The organism is Variovorax boronicumulans, from assembly GCF_040544675.1.
Taxonomy (GTDB): Bacteria; Pseudomonadota; Gammaproteobacteria; order Burkholderiales; family Burkholderiaceae_C; genus Variovorax; species Variovorax boronicumulans_D.
Genome location: NZ_JBEPKK010000001.1, coordinates 451,223 through 476,372, shown reverse-complemented (window position 1 = coordinate 476,372; position 25,150 = coordinate 451,223). Strand labels below are relative to the sequence as shown.

Below are 25,150 nucleotides of genomic sequence, written 5' to 3'. Positions count from 1 at the left end.
AGGGACGCACATTTGATTATTGTTTACACGGCGGCGTCGGTCGAATCGAATTTTACGAAAAATACCTGGGTATCATATTTTCGATCCGATCGCGAGAAAGACCAAAATTCTGCAGGAAAGAAATAACCTGTTTTCAAAAATCCGGCCAATAGATGATCTGCATACTCGATTGCATCGCCACTCAATCGCAGCAGCAACTTTGTCTTTCCCCTTTCGAGGAGGTCCGAATTCTCCGCTCGAAGCTCGATTTGAGCGTCCTCCAGTTTTTTACCAGAATAGCAATAACAGTCGATGCGCTCAACAAGTGAAGCGCAGTGAGCCAGCGCGGCAATTCGTGAGCGTAACAGCTTGGCACCCTCGTCGTCGAGGATGACCGTCAACTCATCTTTGCTCAACGGCCCGAAATTGAAAATTATCACTTTAGACCCCGAGAACAAGCTGGCGTAGAAAATCGTGTATGGCCTTGCCGTAGCGGGTGTGACCAAGGCACGAACATCTCGGCATCTCTAAAGGCTCAGCTTTTATCAATATCTGAACATATCGATAATTAATTTACTGCCTAGGCAGTTCCGATATTTCCAGGAACCAGACTATCAATCGAGATCCACTCGCAATCGAAAATCATCGAAAACCCTTCTATGCAATAGATGTGCACTGAAACCAAGCCATTGGAAGTTTGGATACTGATTTGATTCACTGAGTTTTTATGATCCCAACCAGCGGCAACCAAATTCCTCACCCCGAGAAACGAAATACCCAGATAAATAACATCGTAGGCCTCAGCCCATCTGGCTGGGGGATTCACCGGCTTTTTTTCGGTCATTAGTTTGATGGAAACCCTGGGCTCATCTCGCTTCAACAGTATTTCCAATACTTCCGAATCACTCAAGGGTGAAAAATTTCCATACAGCGCCAACACAGCTTGAGGATTGAGAATTTTCTGATAGTCATTCACTTTTTTATCCGCGAGAGTCTGACATACATCGCCTGCGCGCGTCTCAATACAAGCTTTTTTCATTAGTCACATTCGTCGATAGACCACTAGGAGTTGCATTTTTATATGGCCGTAGCCGCACAACAAAACTCCATGCCCCTTTTGGAGGCGACTTGCCTAAGCAAGAAAATATAAGACGGGGAGTATCGTGAAAAGATTAACGCGCTCGCATTTTCGCAGCAGCCAGAGGGAATGAGCTCAAAACAAACTCCACAGCCGCCTTGATATTCGGTAGCTTATTTCGAAGATACGCGTCATACATATCCACGGCATCCTCGTATTTATCCAAATACTCATCAAAGCCTACCGCAACAGAGTCTTCAAGCAGCCTGATAAAACACTCCCAATGAACCGATTCGCCAGCTCGAATATAGTCATCTTGAACCCAATAGACTTTTTTTGACTGAACTATCGACTCAATGCTGAAAATTATTTCCGCATCATTCATATTTTTTCCTCGCCAAAGTTAAGATCGCCTCTAGCTCGGATTCAAAATATGATTAATTGAAGATTCCGTTTTCAAAATGCACGTGCTCTTGCGCGGCGCTCGAAAAATTTGCTATAAATTCGGGCGTTGAACCCTTCTCTGATTTCACCTTGAAATTACCACTTTCAATCGCCCAATCGTAGACCGAGATACCCACAGGGTATTTGGTCAAAACGCCGGTCAGCTCTAGCTTTTTTATCCATGCAAAAGCATCCTCCCTAGCAACGAAGACCGCCGAAGGAAACTTTGCATTTGCCCCGTTGAAAATCCAAACTTCACTGATTTCAGTCATCCGCAATCCTCTGGTAAATTGCCATATCGATGCCGTCGCTGATTCTATTTCTGAGGCTATTTATACTCCATTCGAATTTCACCGGGGAGAGATATAAGAATAGCTCTCTTATGAAACGCCTGCCATTTCAAATCGCCATCGACGACAGGAGTCAGTTACGTTTGGCTTTTCCCAGATTAAATCGAGCAACACGCGCGACATCTTCATCCGGATCAGCGCTCAATTTTTCGAGAATTCTCAATGGCGTTTTTTTGTTCGCTGCGATCCGCTGCCTAACTGTCGCATCAGAATCCTCTGCAAGAAAACTAAACAAGGAATCTGGTAGTTGCCTTGTCATCGCCACGAATTCCCTGACATCCGATCCATAACTACACAGTTCATTCAAAATTTTCAAAGGTACCGTTTTATTGTGGGCCACCCATTTTCTATGGTCAGGATATCTAGCAACTACGTCCCGCCAAACTGAAATTGAAGCTTCATCCGTGGCTGCTCTATCGTATTCTGATTTTTCTTCGCTATCACGCAGCCGAACAAATTATTCCGCCGAACTGATCATTTGATCTCCTTGCACGTCATCGTCTTGAGATCAATCGATTTTTCGGCATTTTTTGAGCTTGGATGAGTTTTTACAGATGGAGTTTTTCGTTTTGCTCTGCAGATGAATCTTATTAACGCGCCCGAAAATCCGGCAACGGGACTTTGTGAGAACTCAATATTTCAACAGCTTTTTGTAAGAAATTTAGTGGCAGAGCGCTCTCTTCTCCGTAAGCCTCCACAATTCCTATCTCGACCACTGAATCGACCAAACTCAAGAAATCTTGTTCGAGTCCTTTTGGCAGATTTTTCAATAAATCTGCAGGAGGCATATCTCCCCGACCATTCAGAGATAGTGAAGCACCCTCTCGCTCCCACGTCGTAAAATCTGAGCCTTCAAGCGCCCTCAGGTGCAAAAGCAATGCATTGATCGAAGGATGTTCTATATCGAATTTTTTGACGAATGCCTCTAAGCATGCAACGCCATAGAGTTGCCTTCCAATTCTCGAGGAGTTCAAAAAAATTTCATTCATAGAACTCGAAACCGTGTCGTGGTCTAACAAGGTGCAAGCAAGACGGAATGCGCGTGAGTCAAGAAATTCATTCCCATATCAGGATCGAATTTCTTCAGCAAGAAGAGGTAGCGCGGAATAGGTGTCGGGTCTTCTTCCCTATCAGGCTCCCAGCCCCCTTCATCGGAGAAGCAACACACCGCACACCGAGTAAGCGCTGCCAGAGCAGGCTGCTTTTTTTCGACGCGACCACAAAGACTTATGAGTTCGACCCTGAGAGGTCGACGCAGTTCGTCGCTGACTTCTTTGCCGAGACTGCGGACTGCAGTTTGAAGATGCTGAGCCACCAAGGTCAACTCGGAAGACATCCCTAATTTTTGCTCAACCTCCTTAGTCGAAATCAACGCAAGCAAAAACTCTGCGTACATCCTCATCATTCGGGCATAAGGTACTTCTTTGCCCGTTAACTCATGCTCGAGGAACTCGATGTTTTCTTCCTCGACCTCACTAAATGGTCCGTTCATTTTTTTGCTCCATCACAAACACCGAGCCTGTTCATCACATGACCACAAGAGCTGCAAAACGGCAGTTCCTTTCCATCATTTCTTACAGTGGTGGAAGTGGCCCCGTTAACGACTTTTCGAAGTTCGTCAGCATTTGATACCTTGTACTGGTTGGCAATACTACTCAACGCATCAGGTTCGCCGCACCAGGAATGCGTATCTGATTGCTGATCGTCCGGTACAGAGTCGTAGAGTTCCTTCACCACAGGGTTGCTGGCCCCATTGCCGCCTGCTCGCCCGCTGTAGCCAACCGAGGGCTCTGAAAGCCCCCCGCCCTCCATCGTGGTTCGCGTTCCCTTGTTGTTTGGCGTAATTCCTTTTCCTCTTGCCAACCCTAAAGGATCAATCCATTCCACAGGATTCGAAGCAAAGCCGTGAAGATTCAAACCGCCAAGCAGCTTGATCGGATCTTGAGATATAAAACGCCCGGACTGCGGGTCGTAATACCGATACCGGTTGTAATGCAACCCCGTCTCTTCATCAAAATACTGCCCCTGAAACCGTATCGGATTCCTCACCCCCGCCCGCCTCCCGGCCTCGCTGATCGCCTCCCGCGCCTCTCCCCACGCCTTGTACTGCGCCGACCAAGCAACCACGCCTTCATGGTCCGTCAGCTCCTGCGGCGTGCCCAAGTGGTCGCATTGATAGAACGCCATCTCCTTCCTGTCGAACGCACGCGGCACCACGCTGCTGCCGCGTTGCTCGCCGTTCCACAACGGGTCCTGCTCGATGTCGTAGACGCCGCCGTTGGCCTCCATCAGCGCCTTCGCGTCCGTCGTCTCGCTCAGCGCCATCGCGCGCGCCTGGCGCACCTGCACCAGCGGCACGAACGAGCCGGCCTCGTGGATGTAGTGCACGCTGAAACCGTGCTCACCGCCCTCCTGCATCGCTGACTGGCTCTGCGTGCTCTCGAACGCGAGCACGTCGCCGTCCCAACCGAACAGGGTGGTCGCCTCGCCGGTTCGCTTGGCGATGCGGCGCCCCAGCGCGTCATAGGCGAAGGTGGTGGTGATGCCGCTCTGGTCGGTCGCCGCGGTCATGCGGTTGAAGCCGTCCCAGGCGAAGACGGTGCGCCAGCCGTTGCGCACGCGCTCGGTCATGTTGCCGCGCTCGTCGTAGCGGTAGCTGGTGCCGGCGTAGTTCTTGAGCAGGTTGTCGAGCAGCTTGCCGACCGCGCGCTGGGCCGGGTCTCCAGGCGTTGCAGGGTCGGCGATGTTGCCCGCCGGATCGAAGGCGAACACTTCGCGGCCCACGCGGCTGTTGGCTTCGAGCAGACGCCCGACCGGGTCGTAGCGGTAGCTCAGGTTGCCGCGCCGGCTGTCGCCGATGCCCACGAGCTGGCCGGCCTTGTCGTAGCTGTAGCTGCGCTGGATGCCGGCCGCGCTCGCGGCCTCGATGGCGCCGGGCCTGGTGCGCGAGATCTGCTGTTCGAGCAGGCGGCCGGCGGGGTCGTACTTCAGGTGCTGGCTCAGGCCGTTGCCTTGTTCGCGCGCGACCTCGCGGTGCAGGTCGTCGCGCTCGAAGCCGAGGATGTCCTGCCCGTCGACCAGCAAGCCGTGCACATGGCCCGATCCGTACGTCAGCCACTGCGTGACGTGGCCGTCGGGCCGCACGGTGGCGATGCGCTGGTTGAGCTCGTCGTAGCGGTGCTGCCAGACGGCCGTGCGCTTGCGCTCCAGGTAGTGGTGATGCTCGCGCGTGAGGTTGCCGGCCGCGTCGTAGAACCACTGCAGGCGCGCGTCGCCGTTCACGGCCTCGATCAGGCGGCCGCTGCGGTCGTAGCCGAAGCGTTCCGATTGCTCGCCGGCCTTGCGTTCGCTCAAACGGCCGAGGGCATCGAATTCCAGCTCCGTGCGGTGGCCCGCTTCGACCACCTGGGCCAGGATGCCGGTGGTCTCTTCATGGATGTACTGCGTGGTCTTGCGGTCGAAGCCGGTTTCTTCGAGCAGGCGGCCCGCGGGGTCGTAGCGAAAGTCGTAGCGGCTGCCGTTCTCGTTGTGCAGCTCGGTCAGGCGGCCCAACAGGTCCCAGTGGTACTTGAGCGAGCGGCCGGCGGCGTCTGTGCGGCCTGCGACGAGGCCCGCACGGGTGTAGCCATAGCGCGTGGCGCGTCCGAGGGCATCGGTGTGGGTGAGCAGGCGGCCTTCGGCGTCGTGCACGAAGTGCTCGACGGTCTCGTCGGGCTGCACCACCTGTTCGAGCTGCCCCGCGGCGTAGCGGTAGCTGGTGGCGTTGCCCGCGGCATCGGTGGCCTTGGTGAGGCGGCCGCGCGCGTCGTACTCCCATTGGCTGGTCTTGGCGGAGCAGTCGGTGTAGCTGAGCAACTGGCCCGACGGCGAGTAGGCCAGCGCTTTCACGCCGCCCTTGGCGTCGGTGATGCGCACAGGGCGCCCGGCCTTGTCGTAGGCGTACTCGGTCTTGTGGCCGAGCGGGTCGATCTCTTCGGTCAGGTGGCCTTGTGCGTCGTAGTCGCGCTTCCACACGCCGCCTTCGGCGTCGAGGATGCCGGTCAGGCGGTGCAGCCTGTCGTATTCGAAGTGCACGCGGCTGCCGTCGGCGCGCGTGTGCGTCTGCAGGTTGCCGTCTTCGTCGTAGGTGAAATCGTCGGTGCTGCCGTCGGTGTGCACATGGCGGGTGATGTTCTTGGCGTCGTCGCGGAAGAACCATTCCTGCAGCTTGTCGGGGTGGATGACGCGGTAGGTGTAGCCCTCGATGTCGTAGTAGTGCCAGGTCTCGCCGCCCAGCGCATCGGCCACGTAGGTGAGGCGAATGTTCGGGTCCCACTCGAGCGTGAGCGCGAAGCTGCCGTCGTCTGACCATTCGCGCACGGCCTTGGCGTCGGGGCCGGTGCCGTTGTATTCGAGGTTCATGCCGCGGCCGGTGCGGTCGGTGTAGCGGGTGACCAGGTGGTGTGCGTAGCTGTAGCTCCAGCTCGCGCCGTCTTCGTCCTGCGCGGCCACGAGGTCGCGCTCCGCGTCGTGCGTGTAGGCCGCCAGCTGGCGCACCACCTGGCCGTCCTTCAGTTCCCACAGCGACTGGATGAGCCCGGTCTGTGCATCGGGCAAGGTGCCCACGTGCGCCATGACCACCTCGCCCTGCTTGCTGATGATGTCGCTCAGCACGCGCTCGCCGGTTGCCGCAATCACATGGTCGTAGCGCAGGCCGATGGACTTGCCGTCCTTCGCCTGCAGCGCCACCAGCCGGTAGTGCGGCTGGCGGCTCTCCACGCGTTCGTAGATCTCTCGCCATTCGCTCTGCTCGCCCGCAGGCAAGGGCTTGCCGAAGTCCAGCGCCAGCATGCTGTCGCTCAGCAGCGAGAAGCTGATTTCCTCGATGGGGTCAAAGTGCGTCTGCCCCACCTTGAGCACCGGACAGGCATGGCTGCGCCCATCGGCCGCGTGATACACGAAGCTGGCTTTGCCCTGCCGTGCGCCGCGCACCGGCGTGGCCACGTCCACGCGCATGCTGAACGGCGTGATCCATCGCGCACCCAGGCTGCCGCGATCGAAGGCATCGAGGTCGCTGACATAGGTGCGCGACCACTCGATCGCCAGCGGCGCGGCGAGCGCGAAGTCGGTGTGCGTGAAGCTCTCGTTGCCGGTGGCCAGGCTGATCGAAGCGCCCACACGCGCCTGTCCGGGGCAGGTCTTGCAGCCGCCGGTTCCGTGCGCCGGCGCCTGCTTGTTGATGTGCCCGAGCGGCGTGCCCGGCACGTCTTTCTTGGCCGTTGCCCCCGCATGCGGATTCACGATGGCCTGGCGCTTGCCTTTCTTGCGCAGCAGCGCATCGCGCAGCTTGTGCAGCAGCCACATGATGCTGGCCTGCGATTCCTTGTCGGCCAGCCGGGTCAGTTGCCCGCGCAGCACGCGCTTGAAGTCCAGCATCTGCGTGATGACGCCGTTGACGCGGCCCGCAACGCCCGCGGGCAGCTGGCTCGCCGCCGCCTTGGCCACGTAGTTGGCCGACTGCTTGGTGTACCTGACGGCGCTGCCCCACATGCGGCTCCAGGTGCTCTGCGTCTTGGGGTCGTGCACCTTGGTTTCAGCGCCGCCGGGCTTGGCCACGGTGAACAGGTCCTTCTGGCCCAGCACGCGCCGCAGGATGTCCACCAGGTTGTCGATGATCTTGTCGGCCAGGTTCGCGCAGTCCTTCAGGATGCCGTCGAGCTTGGCGATGGCGCCTTCGATGAACTTGTCCAGCTCGCCCATGATGGTGGCGTTGAGGTGCCCCACCAGCGTGGTGACGATGGCCTCGCCCAGGTTGGAGGCGGCCGTCTTCAGCTCCTGCTTCACGAGGTGCAGCGTGGGCCGCAGGCTCATGCGCGCGGCGGCCATGGTGGGCGGCAGCGGGACGAGGCCGATGAGGTTGATGCCCAGGCTCACCCAGGTCAGGAAGGTGTCGATGCCGTCCTTGGTTTTTTTCTCGACGATGGTGATGATGTCCAGGAACACATCCACCAGCGCCATGATGTTGCCGACGACCGGGATGCTGCCCAGCACCATCGTCAGCCGCTCCAGCGTGACGTAGCCGCCGCTGAAGCCGCGCAGCCAGTCGTCCACCGCCTTGCTCGCGGCAGCGACGTCTTCTTTCACGATGGTGTTCAGCGGCGCAACGGCCGTCTGGGGTTCGCGCTGCGCCGGCGCTTTCTTGTCGTCCGTCCCTGCCATTTTTTTCTCCCTCTCCCTCAGTTGATGCTCGCGCCCTGGAATTCGAGCTGTTCGAAAGTGCTGCCCGTGAAGTCGACGCTGCGTCCCTGCAGCCCCTGCGCATGCACCACGGTGCCGCCGCAGTTCAGCACGCCCACGTCGTTCCACTGGCCGCCCGCGAAGCTGATGTCGTCCCACTGGCACTGGATGAAGGTGGTGGCGCTGATGCTGCCGCCGTCGAAGTTCGCGCGCGTGAAGCTGCAGTTGACGAAGGTGCAGCCGCTGACCGAAATGCCGCCGAAGTCGCACTGCGTGAAGCTGCAGCCGGTGAACTGGCAACCGGTCCAGCCCGCCTGCTTGAAGCTGGTGGCGGTGAAGCTGGTGCCCGCGAAAGTGGTGGCGGCGAATTGCGCCAGGCCCAGGTCAAGCCCCGCGTAGGCAAAGCTGTCGGCTTGCCCCACGAGCCCGGCGGGGGCGCCGCCCGCGCCTTTGCGCCACATGTCGTGCGCAAGGATGATGATCTGGGAGCTCACGGGCGCTGCGGTCCGCCGGGGGGCGCTTGTTTGACCTGCTTCGCCTGGGCGGCTTCGATCTCCTTGAGCAGATCGGCCGCCGCGGCATTGCCGTTCTTGAGCGACTCCGATGCCCAGCGCGCGGCCTCTTTCAGGTCTTTGTTGTCGCCGTGCAGGTAGTCGTAGGCCAGGTTGTTCTGCGCGACCGCGTGCCCGCCCTTGGCGGCAATGGCAAGCCAGTGCATGCGCTTGGCAGGGTCGTACGCGGTGAAGGTGTGGAAGTTGGCCAGCCGGAACGCGGCTTCGGCATCGCCCGCCTCGGCCTTGGCCGTCAGCGCGGTCCGCTGCTCGGGCGACAGCATGAAGCTCGATGCGCTCGAGAGCGGCTGGGGGGTTGGGTTGTCCACGGCGAATGCCTCCATCACAGGGTTGAAAAGTACGAAGGCCGCCAGCAGTGCAGGCACCCGCGGCAGGAGCGAAGCAGGTTTTTTCTTCATGGTTGGAATGTGTGCCATTTGCCGGGGTCCGCGTCGTCCATGGTGCCGTCCGGCTTCATGCCGGCCGGCTTGCTCCTGCCGTCGGGCCAGATCCACAGGAACCTGTCGGGCCCGCTGACGGGCGCATTCAGTTCGGTGGCGAGCTTCTTCGCATAGGGGTCCGTGCCCTTGCCGGTGTTGCACGAGAGCAGCACCACATGCTGGCCTTCCTTGTACGAGGGGTGGGCCTTGATGCGCTCGGCCATCTGCTTGGGCGAGATGGGATTGTGCGAAGCGTCGACCATCAGGTTCTCGTTGCCGTGCCCGCCCACCATGAACGTGCCCTTGGGGCGCGGAATCTTGTCGGCCGACGTGCGGATGGTCTCGCTCGTCGGAAAGAGGTTGATGTCGGTCAGCCCCAGCGGGTCGATGCCCCGCACCGGGTTGTTGCCCACGTACACATGCAGGTTGTGGCCGCCCGCCAGGCCCAGCGGATCGCGCGACACATAGCGTCCGCTCGCGGGGTCGTAGTAGCGGTAGCGGTTGTAGTGCAGGCCGGTTTCGGCGTCGAAGTACTGGCCCTGGAAGCGGATGGGGTTGGCAAAGCCCGCGCGCCGTCCGGCTTCGCTGATGGCTTCGCGCGCCTCGCCCCAGGCCTTGTATTGCGCGGACCACGCGATGCGGCCCTCGTGGTCGGTGAGTTCGTGCGGCGTGCCCAGGTGGTCGCATTGGTAGAAGGCGACCTCCTCCTTGGCAAAGGCGCGCGGCGCGGGCTGCAGCTCGCCGTTCCACAGCGAGTCGTGCTCGATGTCGTAGGCGCCGCCGTTGTCGGCCATGAGCGCCTGCACATCGGGGGTGCGGCCCAGCACGATGGCGTGCGCCTGCCGCACCTGCGCCACCGGCGCGAAGGAGTCGGGCTCGTGGATGTAGTGCACGCTCCAGCCACGGCCTTCGCCCTGCTGCTCGCCCGCCAGGCTCTGCGTGCTCTCGAACGCCAGCGTGTCGCCGTCCCAGCCGAAGCGGGTGATGCGGTCGTGCGAGCGCTTGGCGATGCGCCGGCCCATCGGGTCGTAGGCAAAGGTGGTGGCGGTGCCGTCGTCGTCGGTGGCGGCGGCCATGCGGCCGAAGCCGTCCCAGGTGAAGGTGGTGGTGCGGCCATCGCGGGTGCGCTCCACCAGGTTGCCGTGCGCATCGTGGCGGTAGCGGATGCCGGCGTAGGCCTTGAGCAGGTTGTCGAGCAGGCGCGAGGTGGTGGCCCGGGTGGTTTCCACTTCCGCCGGGTCGGCGATGTTGCCCGCCGGATCGAAGGCGAAGGTTTCGCGGCCGAAGCGGCTGTGGGCCTCCACCAGACGGCCCACCGGGTCGTAGCGGTAGCTGAAGTTGCCGTGGCGGCTGTCGCCGATGCCCACGAGCTGGCCGCTCCTGTCGTAGCTGTAGGTGCGGCGCAGTTCCAGCGCCTCGATGGCGCCGGGCCGCGTCTGCGCAATCTGCTGCTCCAGCCGCCGCCCCAGGCTGTCGTAGCGCAGGCGCTGCGCCAGGCCGTTGCGCTGTTCGCGCAGCACCTCGCGGTGCAGGTCGTCGCGCTCGAAGCCCAGGATGTCTTCGCCGTCGAGCAAGAGGCCGTGCACATGGCCCGAACCGTAGGTGAGCCACTGGGTGGTGTGGCCGTCGGGGCGGATGGTGGCGATGCGCTGGTTGAGTTCGTCGTGGCGGTGCTGCCAGACGGCCGTGCAGCCGCTTTCCAGGTCGTGCTGGTGTTCGCGCACGAGGTTGCCGGCGGGGTCGTAGAACCACTGCAGGCGCGCATCGCGGTTGGTCGCTTCGATCATCCGGCCGTTGCGGTCGAACGCGAAATGCTCGGCCTGCCCGCCCGCGGCGCGCATCACCTGCCGGCCCATCGCGTCGTATTCCACCTGCGTGACGCGCTCGCCTTCGGCCACCTCGACCAGCCGGCCGGTGCCTTCTTCACGGCGGTAGTGCGTGGTCTTGCGGTCGAAGCCGGTTTCTTCGAGCACGCGGCCCACCGGGTCGTAGGCAAAGCTGTAGCGGCTGCCGTTCTCGTTCTGCACCTCGGTCAGGCGGCCGAGCAGGTCCCAGTGGTACTTGAGCGAATGGCCCGCCGCATCGACGCGCCCGGCCACCAGCCCGGCGCGGGTGTAGCTGTAGCGCGTGCAGCGGCCCGCCGCATCGGTGTGCGCGAGCAGGCGGCCTTCGGCGTCGTGCACGAAGTGTTCGCGCGTGCCGTCGGGCGATGCGATTTCTTCGAGCTGCCCCGGGCGGTTGCCCTCTCCGTGCCGCACCGCGCGTTCGCCGGCGGGGGTGTAGCGGTAGCGCGTGGTGTGGCCCGCCGCGTCGGTGGCGGTGACCAGCCGGCCGCGGTCGTCATAGGTCCAGCGGCGGGTCTTGCCCGAGCAATCGGTGAAGCTCGCCAGGCGGTTGCCGGGGGTGTAGGTGAGCAGCTTCGTGCCGCCCTTGGCATCGGTCACCTGCACCGGGCGGCCGGCCTTGTCGTAGGCGTACTCGGTCTTGTGGCCGAGCGGGTCGATCTCTTCGGTCAGGTGGCCTTGTGCGTCGTAGTCGCGCTTCCACACGCCGCCCTCGGCATCGAGGATGCCGGTGACGCGGTTCTTCGCGTCGTACTCGAAGTGCAGGCGGCTGCCGTCGGCGCGTGTGTGCGTCTGCAGGTTGCCGTCTTCGTCGTAGGTGTAGTCGTCAGTACTGCCGTCGGTGTGGATGTGGCGGGTGATGTTCTTGGCGTCGTCGCGGAAGAACCATTCCTGCAGCTTGTCCGGATGGATGACGCGGTAGGTGTAGCCCTCGATGTCGTAGTAGTGCCAGGTCTCGCCGCCCAGCGCATCGGTCACGTACGTCAGGCGGATGTTCGGGTCCCACTCGAGCGTGAGCGCGAAGCTGCCGTCGTCGGACCACTCGCGCACGGCCTTGGCGTCGGGGCCGGTGCCGTTGTATTCGAGGTTCATGCCGCGGCCGGTGCGGTCGGTGTAGCGGGTGACCAGGTGGTGTGCGTAGCTGTAGCTCCAGCTCGCGCCGTCTTCGTCCTGGGCGGCGACGAGGTCGCGCTCCGCGTCGTGCGTGTAGGCGGCAAGTTGGCGCACGACCTGGCCGTCCTTCAGTTCCCACAGCGACTGGATGAGACCGGTCTGTGCATCGGGCAAGGTGCCCACGTGCGCCATGACCACCTCGCCCTGCTTGCTGATGACGTCGCTCAGCACGCGCTCGCCGGTTGCCGCAATCACATGGTCGTAGCGCAGGCCGATGGCCTTGCCGTCGGGGGCCTGCTGCGCCACGAGCCGGTAGTGCGGCTGGCGGCTGTCCACGCGCTCGTAGATCTCGCGCCATTCGCCCTGCCGTCCGAAGTCCAGCGCCATCAGCGTGTCGCTCAACCGGGTGAGGGTGAGGTCCTCGATGGCGTTGCGATGCGCCTGCCCCACCGCCAGCGCCGGATAGGCATGGCTGCGCCCGTCGACTGCGTGGTGGACCAGGCCTCCCTCTGCGCCGATGTCGATGCGCGTGGTGTACGCGGTGATCCAGCGCGCACCCAGCGCGCCCTTGTCGTACGCGCCCAGTTGGCTGCGGTACACGCGCGACCAGGTGATCGGCAGCGGCGCGCCCAGCACGAAGTCGGTGTGCACGAAGCTCTCGGCGCCCGTGGCCAGGCTGATGGAGCCGCCCACGGCCGCACGCGCGGGACGGTTGCGGCAGCCGGGGTCGTTGCGGGCCGGCGCCTGCTTGCTGATGTGGCCCAGCTGCGCGCCGGGCCGGGCCTTGTCGGCCACCGCTCCTGTGCGCGGCGGCACGATGGCCTGGCGCTGGCCCTTCTTGCGCTTGATGGCCGCAAGCAGCTTGTGCAGCAGCCACATGATGCTGGCCTGCGCCTCCTTGTCGGCCAGCCGCACGAGCTGGCGTCGCAGGTTGCCCTTGAAGTCGAGCAGGCGCGAGATCACGCCGTTGACCTGCGCCGCGACGCTCGCGGGCAGTTGGCTCGCCGCCGCCTTGGCCACGTAGTTGGCCGACTGCTTGGTGTAGCGCACCGCGCTGCCCCACATGCGGCTCCAGGTGCTCTGCGTCTTGGGGTCGTGCACCTTGCTCTCTGGCGTGGGCGCCTTGCCCACGGTGAACAGGTCCTTCTGGCCCAGCACGCGGCGCAGCACGTCGACCAGGTTGTCGACCACGCTGTCGGCGAGCTTGGCGCAGTTCTTCAGCATCTCGTCGAGCTTGGCGATGGCGCCGTCGATGAACTTGTCCAGCTCGCCCACGATGGTGGCGTTCAGGTGCCCCACCAGCGCCACCACGATGGCTTCGCCCAGGTTGGACACGGCCGTCTTGAGCTCCTGCTTCACAAGGTGCAGCGTGGGCCGCAGGCTCATGCGGGCGGCGGCCATGGTGGGCGGCAGCGGAATGAGGCCGATGAGGTTGATGCCCAGGCTCACCCAGAGCAGGAAGGACTCGATGCCGTCCTTGGCCTTCTTCTCGACGATGTTGATGATGTCCAGGAACACATCCACCAGCGCCATGATGTTGCCCACGATGGGAATGCTGCCCAGCACCATGGTGAGCCGCTCCAGCGTGACGTAGCCGCCGCTGAACGAGCGCAGCCAGTTGTCGACCGCCTTGCTCGCCGCGGCGATGTCGTCGCCGACGATGGTGTTCAGCGGCGCGACCGCGGTCTGGGGTTCTCTGGGTGGCTTTTGTTGCGATCCTTCCGCCATGCGTTGGTTGTCCTGCTGTCGCCCGGGGCGCGTTGTCGTTGTTCGAAAAAAGTGGTGGGTGTCGCCTGCGCGATCAGCCGCTGAAGCCCGGCGTGCGTCCTTGCAGCACGGGGTTGGCGGCGGCGGTGGTGGCGGCAGCGCCGGTCTTCATGCCTGCGGGCACGGCGCCCGCCAGGCCACCGGTGACGCCACCGACCCCACCACCGTTCACCACGCTGCCGGCCACGTTCGCCGCGGCCGAGCCCATCGGCCCGAGCCGCGCACCGGCGGCCTGCATCGCCATGCCGGTGGCGGCCTGGCTGGCCTGGCCGAGCAGCGCCTTGGCGCCGCCCTGCTGCAGGGCCTGCGCCGCGCCCACGGCCTGTTGCGCCATGCCGGCCGCCTGCGCGACCTGGCCGAGCGCGCCCGCCGTCTTGCCTCCGGCGCCCGTCAGGCCCGCCACGCCCGCGAGCGCACCCGCGGTGCCGCCGGCCGCGCCGGCCAGGCCTGAAAGACCGCCTGCGAAGCCCGCACCCGCACCCGCACCCGCATCCGCTCCACCGGCCGTCGGCGCCTTCTCCTTCCAGTCCTTCGGCGTGCCGAAGTAGCTGCCCTCTTCCCACGGATCGCGCGGGTCCTTGCCGAAGCTCACCTTGGCGGTGCCGATGGGCAGGCCCGAGACCGTCGCGAAGCCGTTGCGGTCGAAGGTGCCCGCGTGCGTGCCGCCTTCCGAATCGACCACGCTGAAGTCGCCCTGCGCCACGCCCTGGTGCTTTTCGCCGGTCGGCTTGATGTACTGGTGATAGAGGTCCAGTTGGCCCTTGGGCACCTGCGGCGGGTTGGGCAGCGCGGGCTTGCCCTGGCTGGCCGGCCCGACCAGGCTGTGCACCGCCGCGTGTTCGCGCCAGATGCCCGAGGTGCCGTGCTCGATGCCGCCGGCGCTCCAGCGGCTGTAGCTGGAGCCGCCGTTGATCACCACCTCTTCCTTCGCGTGGATGGTGATCCTGTTGGCCGTCTGCGTGATGTTGAGCTTGGCCAGCACGTTGACGCTGTCCTTCAGCGCCTTGATGTCGATGTCGGCGCTGGCCGCCACCAGCCGCATGCCGGCCTTGGCGGCGAACAGGCGGATGGCGCTCTGCACGCTCACCAGCAGGCTCTTGCCCGCGCTCACGCTGGTGTGGCCGCCGCTGGTGAGCGCGGTGTGCTCGCTGCTCACCACGTGGGTGGAGCCCTGCGCCACGGTCTGCAGGCCCCGGGCGCTGGCCAGCGTGAGATGCGGGGCCTGGAACTCGGGAAACTCGCCCTGCTCGCGGTTGCCGCCCTGGCCCTTGATCGCGTCGTTCTGTTCCTTCAGGACCTGCGTGACCTCGTCCTGGTCGCCGGCATCGTGCGCCTGCGCGCCGCGCGCCACTTCGCCCAGGCCCTCGTGCAGGTCGCGCGCCTGCGTGAGGCGGCCCACGGTCTCGCCCATGTCGGTGATGTGCGCCTGCGCATTGGCGCGCGCCTCGGTGCTCACCAGCAAGCCCTTGGCCGCGCGCAGCACGCCGTGCCCGTCGGTGCGCAGCTCGAAGCCCTGCCCGCGCGGCTCCTGGCGCCCGGCGGTGTCTTCGATGCGGCCGATATGGCCCACGCTCAGCTGGCTGGCCTGGTGGTCGCTGCGCAGCTGCGCCTGGATCTTGCCTTGGGTGTCGTCCAGCACCAGATGGTTGCCGCGCCCGCCGCCCAGCTCGCGGCTGCGGATGCCCGACAGGTGCTTCTGCTCGGGCAGCTGCCATGCGGGCATGGTGTCGGCGTTGTGCACGCATCCGGTGACGATCGGGTAGTCGGGGTCGCCGTTCAGGAAGTCGACGATCACCTCCATGCCGATGCGCGGCACCGAGGTCATGCCGAAGGTGGCGCCCGCCCACGCGGTGGACACGCGCACCCAGCAGCTGGAGTTCTCGTTGTTCTGGCCGATGCGGTCCCAGTGGAACTGCACCTTGATGCGGCCGTACTGGTCGGTCCAGATCTCCTCGCCTGCAGGGCCCACGACCATCGCGGTCTGCGGGCCGCGGGTGCGCGGCTTGTCGGTGGTGCGCCGCGGGCGCCAGGCGTAGGTGGTGGGCTGCACTTCGAAGGCGAAGCGCTGCACCGATCCTTCCGTACCGTCGGCGCCTTCGCTGGCCTGCAGGTTTTCCTGCAGGTGGTAGCTCACGCTCAGCAGCAGGTACTGCTGGTTCTGGTCGGCCTTGGGGTGGCCGGTCAGGCGCAGGGTGTGGCCGGTGGCCAGCGTGCGCAGGTTGGCGCGGCCGGTGGCGCGGTTGCGCTGGCTCAGCTGTTCTTCGTTGCGAATGCGCGCATAGGTCTCGCCGTCGCCGTGCTGCACGAAGCCGCCGGGCCATTCGTACTGCTCGTAGCTGTCGTGGTCGTGGCCCGGGGGCATCTGGCGCAGGTGCGACAGCTCGGCCTTGGGCTTCTGGAAGTCATAGTCGTCGTTGTAGTGGTGGCCGGGGCGCACCTCTTCGGCGATCTCCCAGGCGTAGATGCGTTCGCGCTGCCCCATGCCCGACTTTTCCAGCGGGTGGTAGCGCACCTCTTCACCTTCGGGCAGCGGGGTGTGGGAGCTGGCGATGTCGTCGGCGAACACGAGCACGTGCTGCGACTGCTCGTGCCTGAAGTGGTAGTAGATGCCTTCGAGTTCGCACAGGCGCGAGACGAAGTCGAAGTCGCTCTCGTGGTACTGCACGCAATAGTCCCAGCGGCGGTAGTCGCCGCGGCCGAGCTTCTGCTCCATGGGGTAGCCATAGGTGCCGAGCACGTCCGCCAGGATCTCGGGCACGGTCTTGTCCTGGAAGATGCGAAAGTCGCTGCGGCGCGTGGCCAGCCAGAGCCAGGGCCGCAGCCGCAGCTTGTAGAAGGAATGGCGCGCGTCTTCCTGCTCCAGGCCGAACCGTGTGGCGATGCCGGCGAGGTAGCGCACGCCGCCGCTCTCGGTTTCCACCGCCACGGTCGATGCCTTGCCCAGCAGCGCCTTGGCGTCCAACGCGTTGCTGTTGCCCATCAGGTCGATGTCGAAGGCGTACAGCTGGCTCAAGGCTTCGCGGCCCACGAGCTTGCGAAATTGCAACGAATCGCCCAGCGGGGTCTGGATGGTGACGCGGCGGTTCATCGGTGTACCGCGCCGGGCTTGTCAGCCAAATTAACCAATAGCAATTGATCAATTAAGAACATTGTTTTAAAAATGAGCTCTTCGCTCACCTCCCTGTGCACGTTTTAACAATTATTTTAATTGTTGAATTGTCGTAAGAGGCAATGCAAAAACATGGAGAGGCAAATCAACGCGCCAATAGAAAACGGCCGCTGATCGCGGCCGTACGCATTGAGCTGAAGTCGGGCCTGACGCGTGGGCTGCGCAGGCTGAAGTTCACGGGGCGGCGGGCGCCCCGGCTTGCGCCTCTGGCGGCTACCCGGCCTTGCGCGCCGTCAACCACTGCGTCGGCGTCAACGCCGCGGCCACCACGCGCACCTCGCCGATGTTGCCGAAGAAGCCGTCGGCGCGCGCACCGTCCCACGAGCCGCCGCCCACCACCCAGGGCGAGTCGGCCGAGCGGGTGGCCAGGCCCGGAATGGCCGCCGCGTTGCGCAGCACCGGCGCGCCTTCGACGTACATCGTGGTGTCGTGCGACACCGGGTCGTTCACGATCGCGATATGCACCCAGCGGTCGGCAATGACCTCGCCCGACCAGTTGGTCTTGGCCGAGCGGTTGCCGGGCTGCTCCGGCACCACTTCCCACTGCACCTCGCGCAGGCTGGAAATCGCGAACAGCATCGGCGGGGCTTCGGGGTCGCCGCCCGTGTAGCCCGACAGATCGCCGCGCCGGCCGTCGCGCGTCATGATGTTCATCCACGCGTGGTTGCCGCTGGTCCAGCTCTTGTCGATCTTGACGAAAGCCTCGACGGTGTAGCCGTTGGTCAGGGTCTGGGCGTTGATCGGCGCGGCCGCATCGGTCAGAAAGTAGCTCAGGCGCGGGGTGTTCTTGTTGGTGTTGAGAAAGCGCACCGAGCCCGGCGCGGCCGAGAGGTGGTGGCGGTCGTCGGTCCACACCACGTCGCCGTCGGCCGCACCCGCCACGCCGTTCTGGTTCAGGGCGTCGCGACGCAGCGGGTTGCTCCCTGTCACATCGGCGATCACGGTGCCCGGCAGCACCGGCTGGTTCACCGTGCCACCGACGAAGCGCCAGTGCGCCAGCGTGTTCGCGACCTTGGGGTAGTCATCCGCATCGGCAGCGGGCCGCTGCACGATGGCCTCGGGGTCCTTGTAATTGGCGAGGATCAGCGCCTTCGCCTGCTCGACCAGCGACTGCCCGACCGTGGCCTCGCCCGCGGCAAAGCCCTTGTTGAAGCCCGCGAAGCGCTGCGCGAAATCCATCTCGATGACGAAAGCCTCGTTGGGCGTGGTGAGCACGGCCTGGTCGAAACCGTTCAGCGTGGCGGCCGGCTTCTGCGGCACCCACGGCGAGAACGACAGCACCTTGATCTTCTTGTTCGTCAGGTCGAATTCGTACAGGCGCATGAGGCCGTTGCCGCCCTGGTAAGCCATCTGGTAGTCGACCACCATTTCCTCGACCTTGTGGCCGAAGTCGTTGGTCTTGGTGAGGTGCGCGGCCCCGTGGTGGTGGCCGTTGAGCGTCATGAAGATCTGGTCGTTGTCGCGGATCAGCTTCTCCCAGAGCATCTTGCCGTAGTCGGTTTCCAGCGGGCTGGTGCCGTCGGCGTCGATGTTGAGCAACTGGTGGTTCACCAGGATCACGGGCAAGGTCGGGTTCTTCGCGATCACCTGCCGCGCCCACGCGATGCCCGCGTCGGACACGCGCCACGACAACGACAGCACCATGAACTTCTGGCCTTGCGCCTCGAACACGTGGTACTCGTGAAAGCCGCTGGTGTCGCGCGCGCCGAATGTGGCCTGCTTCTTCGCGCGCTCGGTGCCGAACCACTGCAGGTACGGCTCGGCGGCCAGGTTGCGTGCGGCGTCGGTGCCGTTGACGGGGTCGACGCTGTAGTCGACATCGTTCAGCACGTCGTGGTTGCCGGCCAGCACGCTGTAGGGCAGCTTCGCGTCTTCGAGCACCTTCATGGCGGCATCGGCCACCTTCCACTGGTCGGGCTTTCCGACCTGGTCGACCACGTCGCCCAGGTGGACGGTGAAGGGAATGTTGAGCGCCTTGGCGTTGGCGGCGATCCATTTCGTCTGCGCTGCGAAGGGCGCACTGCCGAAGCGCTTGTCGTACTGGTCGCTCTCGGCGGCCGTGGCGTAGCGCGCGTAGAACTGGGTGTCGGGCATCACGGCCAGCGCAAAGGCGGAAATTTTGGCGGCGACCTGCGGCGCGGGTGCGGGTGCGGGTCCTGAGGCGGGCGGCGCCGTTGCAGGGGCGGGAACAGGCAGCACACCGGGCAGCACCGAGCCGCCGCCGTTGCCGCCACCGCAGGCGGCCAGCAGCGCGCTGCTGCCGCCGACAGTCAACAGCGAAGCGCCGAGCTTGAGCACCTGCCGGCGCGCGGCCGTGCTCGATGCAGTGTTCGATTCGGCCGTCGATTCAGCAATCGATGAAGAGGGTGAGGCAATGCGAGGCGTGCGTGCGCCGCGCGGGTCGTCGGAAACGGACATGGAAATAAGGCGGAACGTTGCGAAGCGCGCAGCGTAAAAAGCAGCGGTGACACGGGCATGTACGGCGCGTGACACTTCGCCTTGCCTTCTCCCGCTCGGGTCGGCCCGTTGTGCTCAGGCTCGAACCGTTCGCTCCACGCGTTCCAGTCTCACCACCCGCCAGGCACACAGCGTCCCCATCACCGCCAACACAGCCGCCAGCGCAAACATCGTCCGATAACCGAACTGCTGCGCCACCGCCCCGCCCAGCAGCACCCCCAGCACCCCGCCGAAGCCGTACCCGATCACCGTGAAAAGAGCCTGCCCCCGGCCGCGCAGCCGGCCGGGGAAGCGGCGCGACACCACGGCGATGCAGGTGGTGTGGTGCGCCGCGAAGCTCAGCGCGTGCAGGCCCTGCGCCACCACCAGCGCGGCCATCGATGCGCCCAGCCCCGCGGTGAGCCCGAGCCGCGCCACGGCCGCGACGCCGCACACCAGCATCCAGCCCGACATCGGCAAGAGGCCGATGAGCCGGCCCTGCAGGAAGAACCACACGATCTCGGCCACCACCGACAGCGCCCACAGGAGGCCGATGGTGCTCTTGCCGTAGCCGATGGCATCCAGGTAGAGCGAGAAGAAGGCGTACACCGAGAAGTGCGACATCACCTGGAAGAACAGCGCGGCAAAGAACCAACGCACCGCCGGCTCGCGCAGCACCGGGCCGATGGGCTCCTTGACGGCGTCGTGCGCGGCCACGGGCTCGCGCACGTCGGGCAGTTTCATCGTGGCGACGAGCACGATGGCCAGCGTGGCCGCGGCCCAGGCCGGAAAGTGCTTCATGCCGAAGCGCTCGAACCACTCGCCCGCCACGAACACGGTGACGAGGAAGCCGGCCGAGCCACACAGGCGGATGCGTCCGTAGCGGCCCCAGTCGCCGGCCACCAGTTGCGCCATGGCCGCTTCCGTCAGCGACATCATCGAGCTGGTGTGGGTGAACATCACCAGCAGCACCAGCGCGAGCCACCAGGCGCCGCCGTTCCACCAGAGCCCGAAGGAGCTCGCGAGCGCCACGGCCGCGCTGAAACGCAGCAGCATCACGCGGTGCCCGGTGTGGTCGCTGAGCGCGCCCCAGGCATAGGGCGCGAAGACCCGCGTGATCGACTGCACCGAGGCCAGCAGGCTGATGGTGAAGATAGGCAGCCCCAGGTCCTTGAGCCACAGCGGCAGGTAGGGATTGAAGAAACCGATGTGCGCGAAATAGCTGGCCGACAGACCAGCGAATGCCAGCATGTGGCCGCGTCCTGCGGCCACCGGTGGCTGCGATGACACTAGAGGAAGGACGCCTGCGGAGACGCGGCTTCGATCTTGTCGGCCTGCGACTGCACGTCACCGCATTGCGCGCGGTCGCGCAGCACATGTTCCATCACCACCAGCGCGAGCATGGCTTCGGCGATGGGGGTCGCGCGGATACCCACGCAGGGGTCGTGGCGGCCCTTGGTGACGACCTCGACGGGGTTGTTGTGGATGTCGATGGACTGGCGCGGGCTGATGATCGAGCTGGTGGGCTTGATCGCGATGCTCACCTCCAGGTCTTGCCCCGAGCTGATGCCGCCCAGGATGCCGCCCGCGTTGTTGGTGACGAAGCCGGTCGGCGTGATCGAGTCGCCGTGCGTGGTGCCGCGCTGCGTGACGCTGTCCCAGCCGGCGCCGATTTCGACCGCTTTCACCGCGTTGATGCCCATCATCGCGTAGGCGATTTCGGCATCGAGCTTGTCGAACAGCGGCTCGCCGAGGCCAATGGGCACGTTCGTCGCGGTGACGCGGATGCGCGCGCCGCAGGAATCGCCGGCCTTGCGCAGGCGGTCCATGTAGGCCTCCAGTTCGCTCACGTCGGCGACGGGGGCGAAGAAGGGGTTGTGGGGCACGTGCTCCCAGCTCTCGAACGGAATGGCGATCTCGCCGATCTGCGTCATGCAGCCGCGGAAGACCATGCCGTGTTTTTCGGCCAGCCACTTCTTGGCGACCGCGCCGGCCGCGACCATGGGCGCGGTGAGCCGTGCCGAAGAGCGCCCGCCGCCGCGCGGATCGCGGATGCCGTATTTCTTCCAGTAGGTGAAGTCGGCGTGGCCGGGGCGGAACTGCTGGGCGATCTGCCCGTAGTCCTTGCTGCGCTGGTCGGTGTTCTGGATCAGCAGCGCAATCGGGGTGCCGGTGGTCTTGCCTTCATAGACACCGGACAGGATCTGCACCGCGTCGGGTTCGTTGCGCTGGGTGACGTGGCGGCTGGTGCCGGGGCGCCGGCGGTCCAGGTCGCCCTGGATGTCGGCCTCGCTGAGCGCCATGCCCGGCGGGCAGCCGTCGATGACGCAGCCGATGGCCGGGCCGTGCGATTCGCCGAAATTGGTGACCGCGAAGAGTGTTCCGAATGTGTTGCCGCTCATGGCGGGGATTATCTCCCTACGCCGCGGCGGGCCCTCGACCGGGGTCTTAACCGGCCGTGTTTTCGGTGTTGTTGTTCTCCAGGCGCTTGGAGAGCGTGCCCAGCTGCAGCTCGATGGAAAAAAGCCGCTCGTTCAGCACCGCCGTCTGCAGGCGGATCGCCTCGACGATGGCCTTGGTCTGCGGGTCGGTGGTGTGCTCGGCCAGCTCCGCCAGGTCGTGCAGCTTCTTGCGCAGTTCGTTGCTCATGAAAGGCTCCGGTGATCGTCGTCGTGGAAGCTGCAGTATGGGTGTTCGTCAGCGCTCGGGCAATGCGGCGGCACCCGGTGCCGCGGGGGCATTTGCCTGGCCCGCACCCCGCAGCCTGAAGGCCACCAGCCCCGCCACGATCAGCAGCACGGCGGCGCAGATGCCGGCGACGAGGCGCAGGCCGTGCAGCAATGCGGCGCGGCCGGCATCGAGCAGTTCGGCGCCTGCGCTGCCGCCGATCTGGCCCGCCAGCGCCAATGCTCCGCCGAGGGTGCTGCGTGCCGCCTCCACCTCGGCCGCACCGGCCAGGCCCGCAGGCACTGCATCGGCCATCGTGCTGCGATAGATGGCCGCGCCGATGCTGCCCAGGATGGCGATGCCCAAGGCACCGCCGAATTCCGAACTGGTTTCCGAAATGGCCGAGGCCACGCCGGCCCGCTCCGGCGGCGCGCTGCCCACCACCAGGTCGGTGGCCAGCGTGAACACGGGCGCGAGGCCGAGCGACGAGATGACCGCGCTCGCAACCAGCCACGCCAGCCCGCCTTGTGCGGAGGACTCGGGCAGCACGACCAGCATCGCGAAACCCAGCGCCGCCACCGCCAGCCCGCCGCCCATGACATAGGCCGGCCGCATCCGCCGCACCAGCGCCGACACCACCATCGAGCCGACGATGAAAGCCCCCGCGCCCGGCACGCTCCACAGCCCCGCATGCAGCGGCGACAGGCCCAGCACCAGTTGCAGGTACTGCGCGTTGTAGAGAAAGAGGCCGAACATCACGAAGCAGGCCAGCATGTAGGCCGCGAGCGACACGGCAAAGGCCGGCAGGCGAAAGAGCGCCAGGTCGATCATCGGATTGGCGAGCCGCCCCTGCCTTCTGGCAAAGATCCAGCCGAGCGCCGCGCCCAACGCGCCCAACGCGATCGACAGCGCCGGCACCGCATCCGGCCCGTGTTCGGCGATCTGCTTGATGCCGTAGATGGCGGCCAGCACGGCGCCCAGCGACAGCGCCGCGCTGGCCAGGTCGAGCCGTCCCGCATCGGGGTCGCGGTATTCGGGCAAGAGGAAGGGACCGAGCACCAGCAGCAGCACCATCACCGGCACACCGATGAGAAACACCGAGCCCCACGGAAAGAACTGCAGCAGCACCCCGCCCAGCACTGGCCCGAGAACGGCGCCCGCCGAGTAGCTGGAAATCCAGACGCCGATGGCCACGGTACGCTCCGCCGGGTCCAGAAACATGTTGCGGATGAGCGAGAGCGTCGACGGCGCGAGCGTGGCGCCCGCCACGCCCAGCAGCGCGCGCGTGGCGATCAGCATGTTCGCGCTGGTGGACAGGGCCGCAAGCACCGAGGCAACGCCGAAAGCGAGCGCGCCGATCAAGAGCAGTCGCCGCCGCCCGATGCGATCGCCCAGCGTTCCCATGGTGACCAGCAGGCCCGCCACGAAGAAGCCGTAGATGTCGACGATCCAGAGCAGCTGCGAGGCCGTGGGCTTGAGGTCTTCGGTGATCGACGGGATCGCCAGGTTCAGCACCGTGAGGTCCATCGAATAGAGCATGCACGGCAGCGCGATGACGGCCAGGCCGGTCCATTCGCGGACCGTGGCACGGGCGGGCGGGGATGCAGGGCGCGCAAGGCTCATGGCGTTCGCCTTTCGGGCTCGGCACTGCAGCCCTTCTCGAGCCGCACTTCGGCGTTACTGAAACAGGCGAGGTTCGGCGCGATCGGTGTCAGAAGAGTTGCCTGATCGGCTGTTGCCGCTCCGTGGTGAGATGGGTGAAGCATGCGGTCGAGTATGGGAAGGGGCTTTCTGGGGCGTCAAGGGGGTTTGGTTCCTTGGGCAGTGGTGCGGGCGCCCGGCCTGCGGTACAGCCCCAACAGCCCCACTGTGCCGGCCGCTTTGCGGCTTCCCTGCGGTGCTCGCGTCTCGCGGGGTCTCGCAGAACTCGCCTTCGGCTCAGACAGCTGCGAGCCCTGATCCGCGAAACGCTGTGCTCCTCGGCGGCCCAGAGGGGCTGTTGGGGCTGTACCGCAGGCCGGGCGCTTGCTGTGGCGTTGAGGCCGATGCCCTCACCCCTGCGCTCTCCCAGAGGGAGAGGGAGGAAGACCGAAAGCGGGCTCCAAAGTGGGGTGATCGACAACCGCGCTGACGGCGGCGATGGGTGCTGTGCTCTTGGGCGGCCGTTGAGGCACCGCCGAGCAGCGCAGCGACGGGCGGATCAGGGCTCGCAGCTGTTTGAGCCGAAGGCGAGTTCTGCGAGACCCCGCCCGTCGCGAGCAGCGCAGGGAAGCCCGAAGGGCCGGTGACGTCGGCCGCCCAAGGGCACAGCGCCCATCGCCGCCAACCCCAATTCGTAGTGCCTAGTTATTCGTCCCAGCAGAACGAGTGCCAAGGTACTGTGGCGACATAAAAACGATCCGGGTTCATTTCGTATCGATGCCCGAAATCCGCACCACACCGACATCGGATTGGTTAGAACAACGTTCAAGCATGGCAAGCACAAGACAAACAGCGCTGTGTCCCGAGATCTCACGATCCATTGCCGATGTCGTCCCAGACGAAAGGACCACCCCATGCGCCACACGCTCGCCCCCCTCTTTCGCAAAATCGCCCGCCTCGCATGGCCCGCGAGTGTGCTGCTCGCATTGGCACCAGCCGCGAACGCGGTCACCGTCACCACCACCTTCCAAGTGACAGCCACGGTGCTCAACGCCTGCCTGCTGTCGACGCCGCCCACGCTGGCCTTCGGCACCTACGACCCGGCATCCGCGACGCCGCTCGCGGGCACCACCACCTTCAACGTGACCTGCACCTTCGGCACGCCCTATTCGATCGGCCTGAGCGCGGGCGCCAGCGCCGGCGCCACGGTCGACAACCGCGCGATGACCAGCCCCACCGCGCCAGCAGGCAACAACACGCTGCTCTACGGCCTCTACAAGGAATCGACGTACAGCACCAACTGGGACAACAGCGTCTCGGGCACCGGCTACACCGGCAACGGCGTGCTGCAGCCGCTGACCGTCTACGGGCAGATTCCCATCAACCAGTACACCGCCGCCGCAGCGACCGACTACGCCGACACCATCACGCTCACGCTGACCTATTGAGCGCGGA

The 25,150-nt window shown here is 64.6% G+C and carries 18 protein-coding genes; 1 reads left to right on the top strand and 17 read right to left on the bottom strand.

The window, feature by feature from the left end; all coding sequences use genetic code 11:
- Positions 1–23 precede the first annotated feature (23 nt).
- The 17 genes from ABIC90_RS02170 to ABIC90_RS02090 all read right to left on the bottom strand — a co-directional run bounded on the left by ABIC90_RS02170 (position 24) and on the right by ABIC90_RS02090 (position 23,677).
- Positions 24–380 (bottom strand): hypothetical protein, encoded by a 357-nt coding sequence (locus tag ABIC90_RS02170; RefSeq protein WP_354352383.1) that lies wholly within the window; start codon positions 378–380, stop codon positions 24–26.
- Between the two features lie 179 nt (positions 381–559).
- Positions 560–955 (bottom strand): immunity 50 family protein, encoded by a 396-nt coding sequence (locus ABIC90_RS02165; RefSeq protein ID WP_354352382.1) that lies wholly within the window; start codon positions 953–955, stop codon positions 560–562.
- Between the two features lie 196 nt (positions 956–1,151).
- Positions 1,152–1,442, bottom strand: a complete 291-nt coding sequence (locus tag ABIC90_RS02160) for a hypothetical protein (RefSeq protein WP_354352381.1) — start codon at positions 1,440–1,442, stop codon at positions 1,152–1,154.
- A gap of 52 nt (positions 1,443–1,494) precedes the next feature.
- On the bottom strand, positions 1,495–1,773 hold the full coding sequence (locus tag ABIC90_RS02155; protein WP_354352380.1) for a DUF7710 domain-containing protein: 279 nt from the start codon (positions 1,771–1,773) through the stop codon (positions 1,495–1,497).
- Between the two features lie 151 nt (positions 1,774–1,924).
- Positions 1,925–2,191, bottom strand: coding sequence for a hypothetical protein (locus ABIC90_RS02150; protein ID WP_354352379.1), 267 nt, complete (start codon positions 2,189–2,191; stop codon positions 1,925–1,927).
- Between the two features lie 250 nt (positions 2,192–2,441).
- The gene (locus tag ABIC90_RS02145; RefSeq protein ID WP_354352378.1) at positions 2,442–2,840 is read right to left on the bottom strand and encodes a hypothetical protein; all 399 of its coding nucleotides are present in this window, start codon (positions 2,838–2,840) and stop codon (positions 2,442–2,444) included.
- 23 nt (positions 2,841–2,863) lie between these two features.
- On the bottom strand, positions 2,864–3,343 hold the full coding sequence (locus ABIC90_RS02140) for a hypothetical protein (RefSeq protein WP_354352377.1): 480 nt from the start codon (positions 3,341–3,343) through the stop codon (positions 2,864–2,866).
- Positions 3,340–8,049, bottom strand: a complete 4,710-nt coding sequence (locus ABIC90_RS02135) for an RHS repeat-associated core domain-containing protein (protein WP_354352376.1) — start codon at positions 8,047–8,049, stop codon at positions 3,340–3,342. Before ABIC90_RS02135 ends, ABIC90_RS02140 begins: the two co-directional genes overlap by 4 nt.
- A 17-nt stretch (positions 8,050–8,066) precedes the next feature.
- The gene (locus ABIC90_RS02130) at positions 8,067–8,561 is read right to left on the bottom strand and encodes a pentapeptide repeat-containing protein (RefSeq protein ID WP_354352375.1); all 495 of its coding nucleotides are present in this window, start codon (positions 8,559–8,561) and stop codon (positions 8,067–8,069) included.
- Positions 8,558–9,037: a tetratricopeptide repeat protein gene (locus ABIC90_RS02125; protein ID WP_354352374.1), complete on the bottom strand. Its 480-nt coding sequence runs from the start codon at positions 9,035–9,037 to the stop codon at positions 8,558–8,560. Before ABIC90_RS02125 ends, ABIC90_RS02130 begins: the two co-directional genes overlap by 4 nt.
- A complete protein-coding gene (locus ABIC90_RS02120) occupies positions 9,034–13,743 on the bottom strand; it encodes an RHS repeat-associated core domain-containing protein (RefSeq protein WP_354352373.1) in 4,710 nt (1,569 codons plus the stop codon). Before ABIC90_RS02120 ends, ABIC90_RS02125 begins: the two co-directional genes overlap by 4 nt.
- A gap of 73 nt (positions 13,744–13,816) precedes the next feature.
- A complete protein-coding gene (locus ABIC90_RS02115; protein ID WP_354352372.1) occupies positions 13,817–16,870 on the bottom strand; it encodes a type VI secretion system Vgr family protein in 3,054 nt (1,017 codons plus the stop codon).
- 294 nt (positions 16,871–17,164) lie between these two features.
- Positions 17,165–19,369, bottom strand: coding sequence for a LamG-like jellyroll fold domain-containing protein (locus tag ABIC90_RS02110; protein WP_354352371.1), 2,205 nt, complete (start codon positions 19,367–19,369; stop codon positions 17,165–17,167).
- A 114-nt stretch (positions 19,370–19,483) separates the two neighbouring features.
- Positions 19,484–20,638 carry an MFS transporter gene (locus ABIC90_RS02105; RefSeq protein ID WP_354352370.1) on the bottom strand — a complete coding sequence of 385 codons (1,155 nt, stop codon included), beginning with the start codon at positions 20,636–20,638 and terminating at the stop codon, positions 19,484–19,486.
- A 38-nt stretch (positions 20,639–20,676) separates the two neighbouring features.
- Complete coding sequence (gene aroC, locus ABIC90_RS02100; protein ID WP_354352369.1) at positions 20,677–21,789, bottom strand: chorismate synthase; 1,113 nt, start codon at positions 21,787–21,789, stop codon at positions 20,677–20,679.
- A gap of 46 nt (positions 21,790–21,835) precedes the next feature.
- Complete coding sequence (locus tag ABIC90_RS02095) at positions 21,836–22,036, bottom strand: hypothetical protein (protein WP_354352368.1); 201 nt, start codon at positions 22,034–22,036, stop codon at positions 21,836–21,838.
- A 48-nt stretch (positions 22,037–22,084) separates the two neighbouring features.
- On the bottom strand, positions 22,085–23,677 hold the full coding sequence (locus ABIC90_RS02090) for an MFS transporter (RefSeq protein ID WP_354352367.1): 1,593 nt from the start codon (positions 23,675–23,677) through the stop codon (positions 22,085–22,087).
- 932 nt (positions 23,678–24,609) lie between these two features.
- Between ABIC90_RS02090 and ABIC90_RS02085 the strand changes: the two genes are divergently transcribed.
- Positions 24,610–25,143, top strand: coding sequence for a Csu type fimbrial protein (locus tag ABIC90_RS02085; RefSeq protein WP_354352366.1), 534 nt, complete (start codon positions 24,610–24,612; stop codon positions 25,141–25,143).
- The last annotated feature ends 7 nt before the right edge of the window (positions 25,144–25,150 follow it).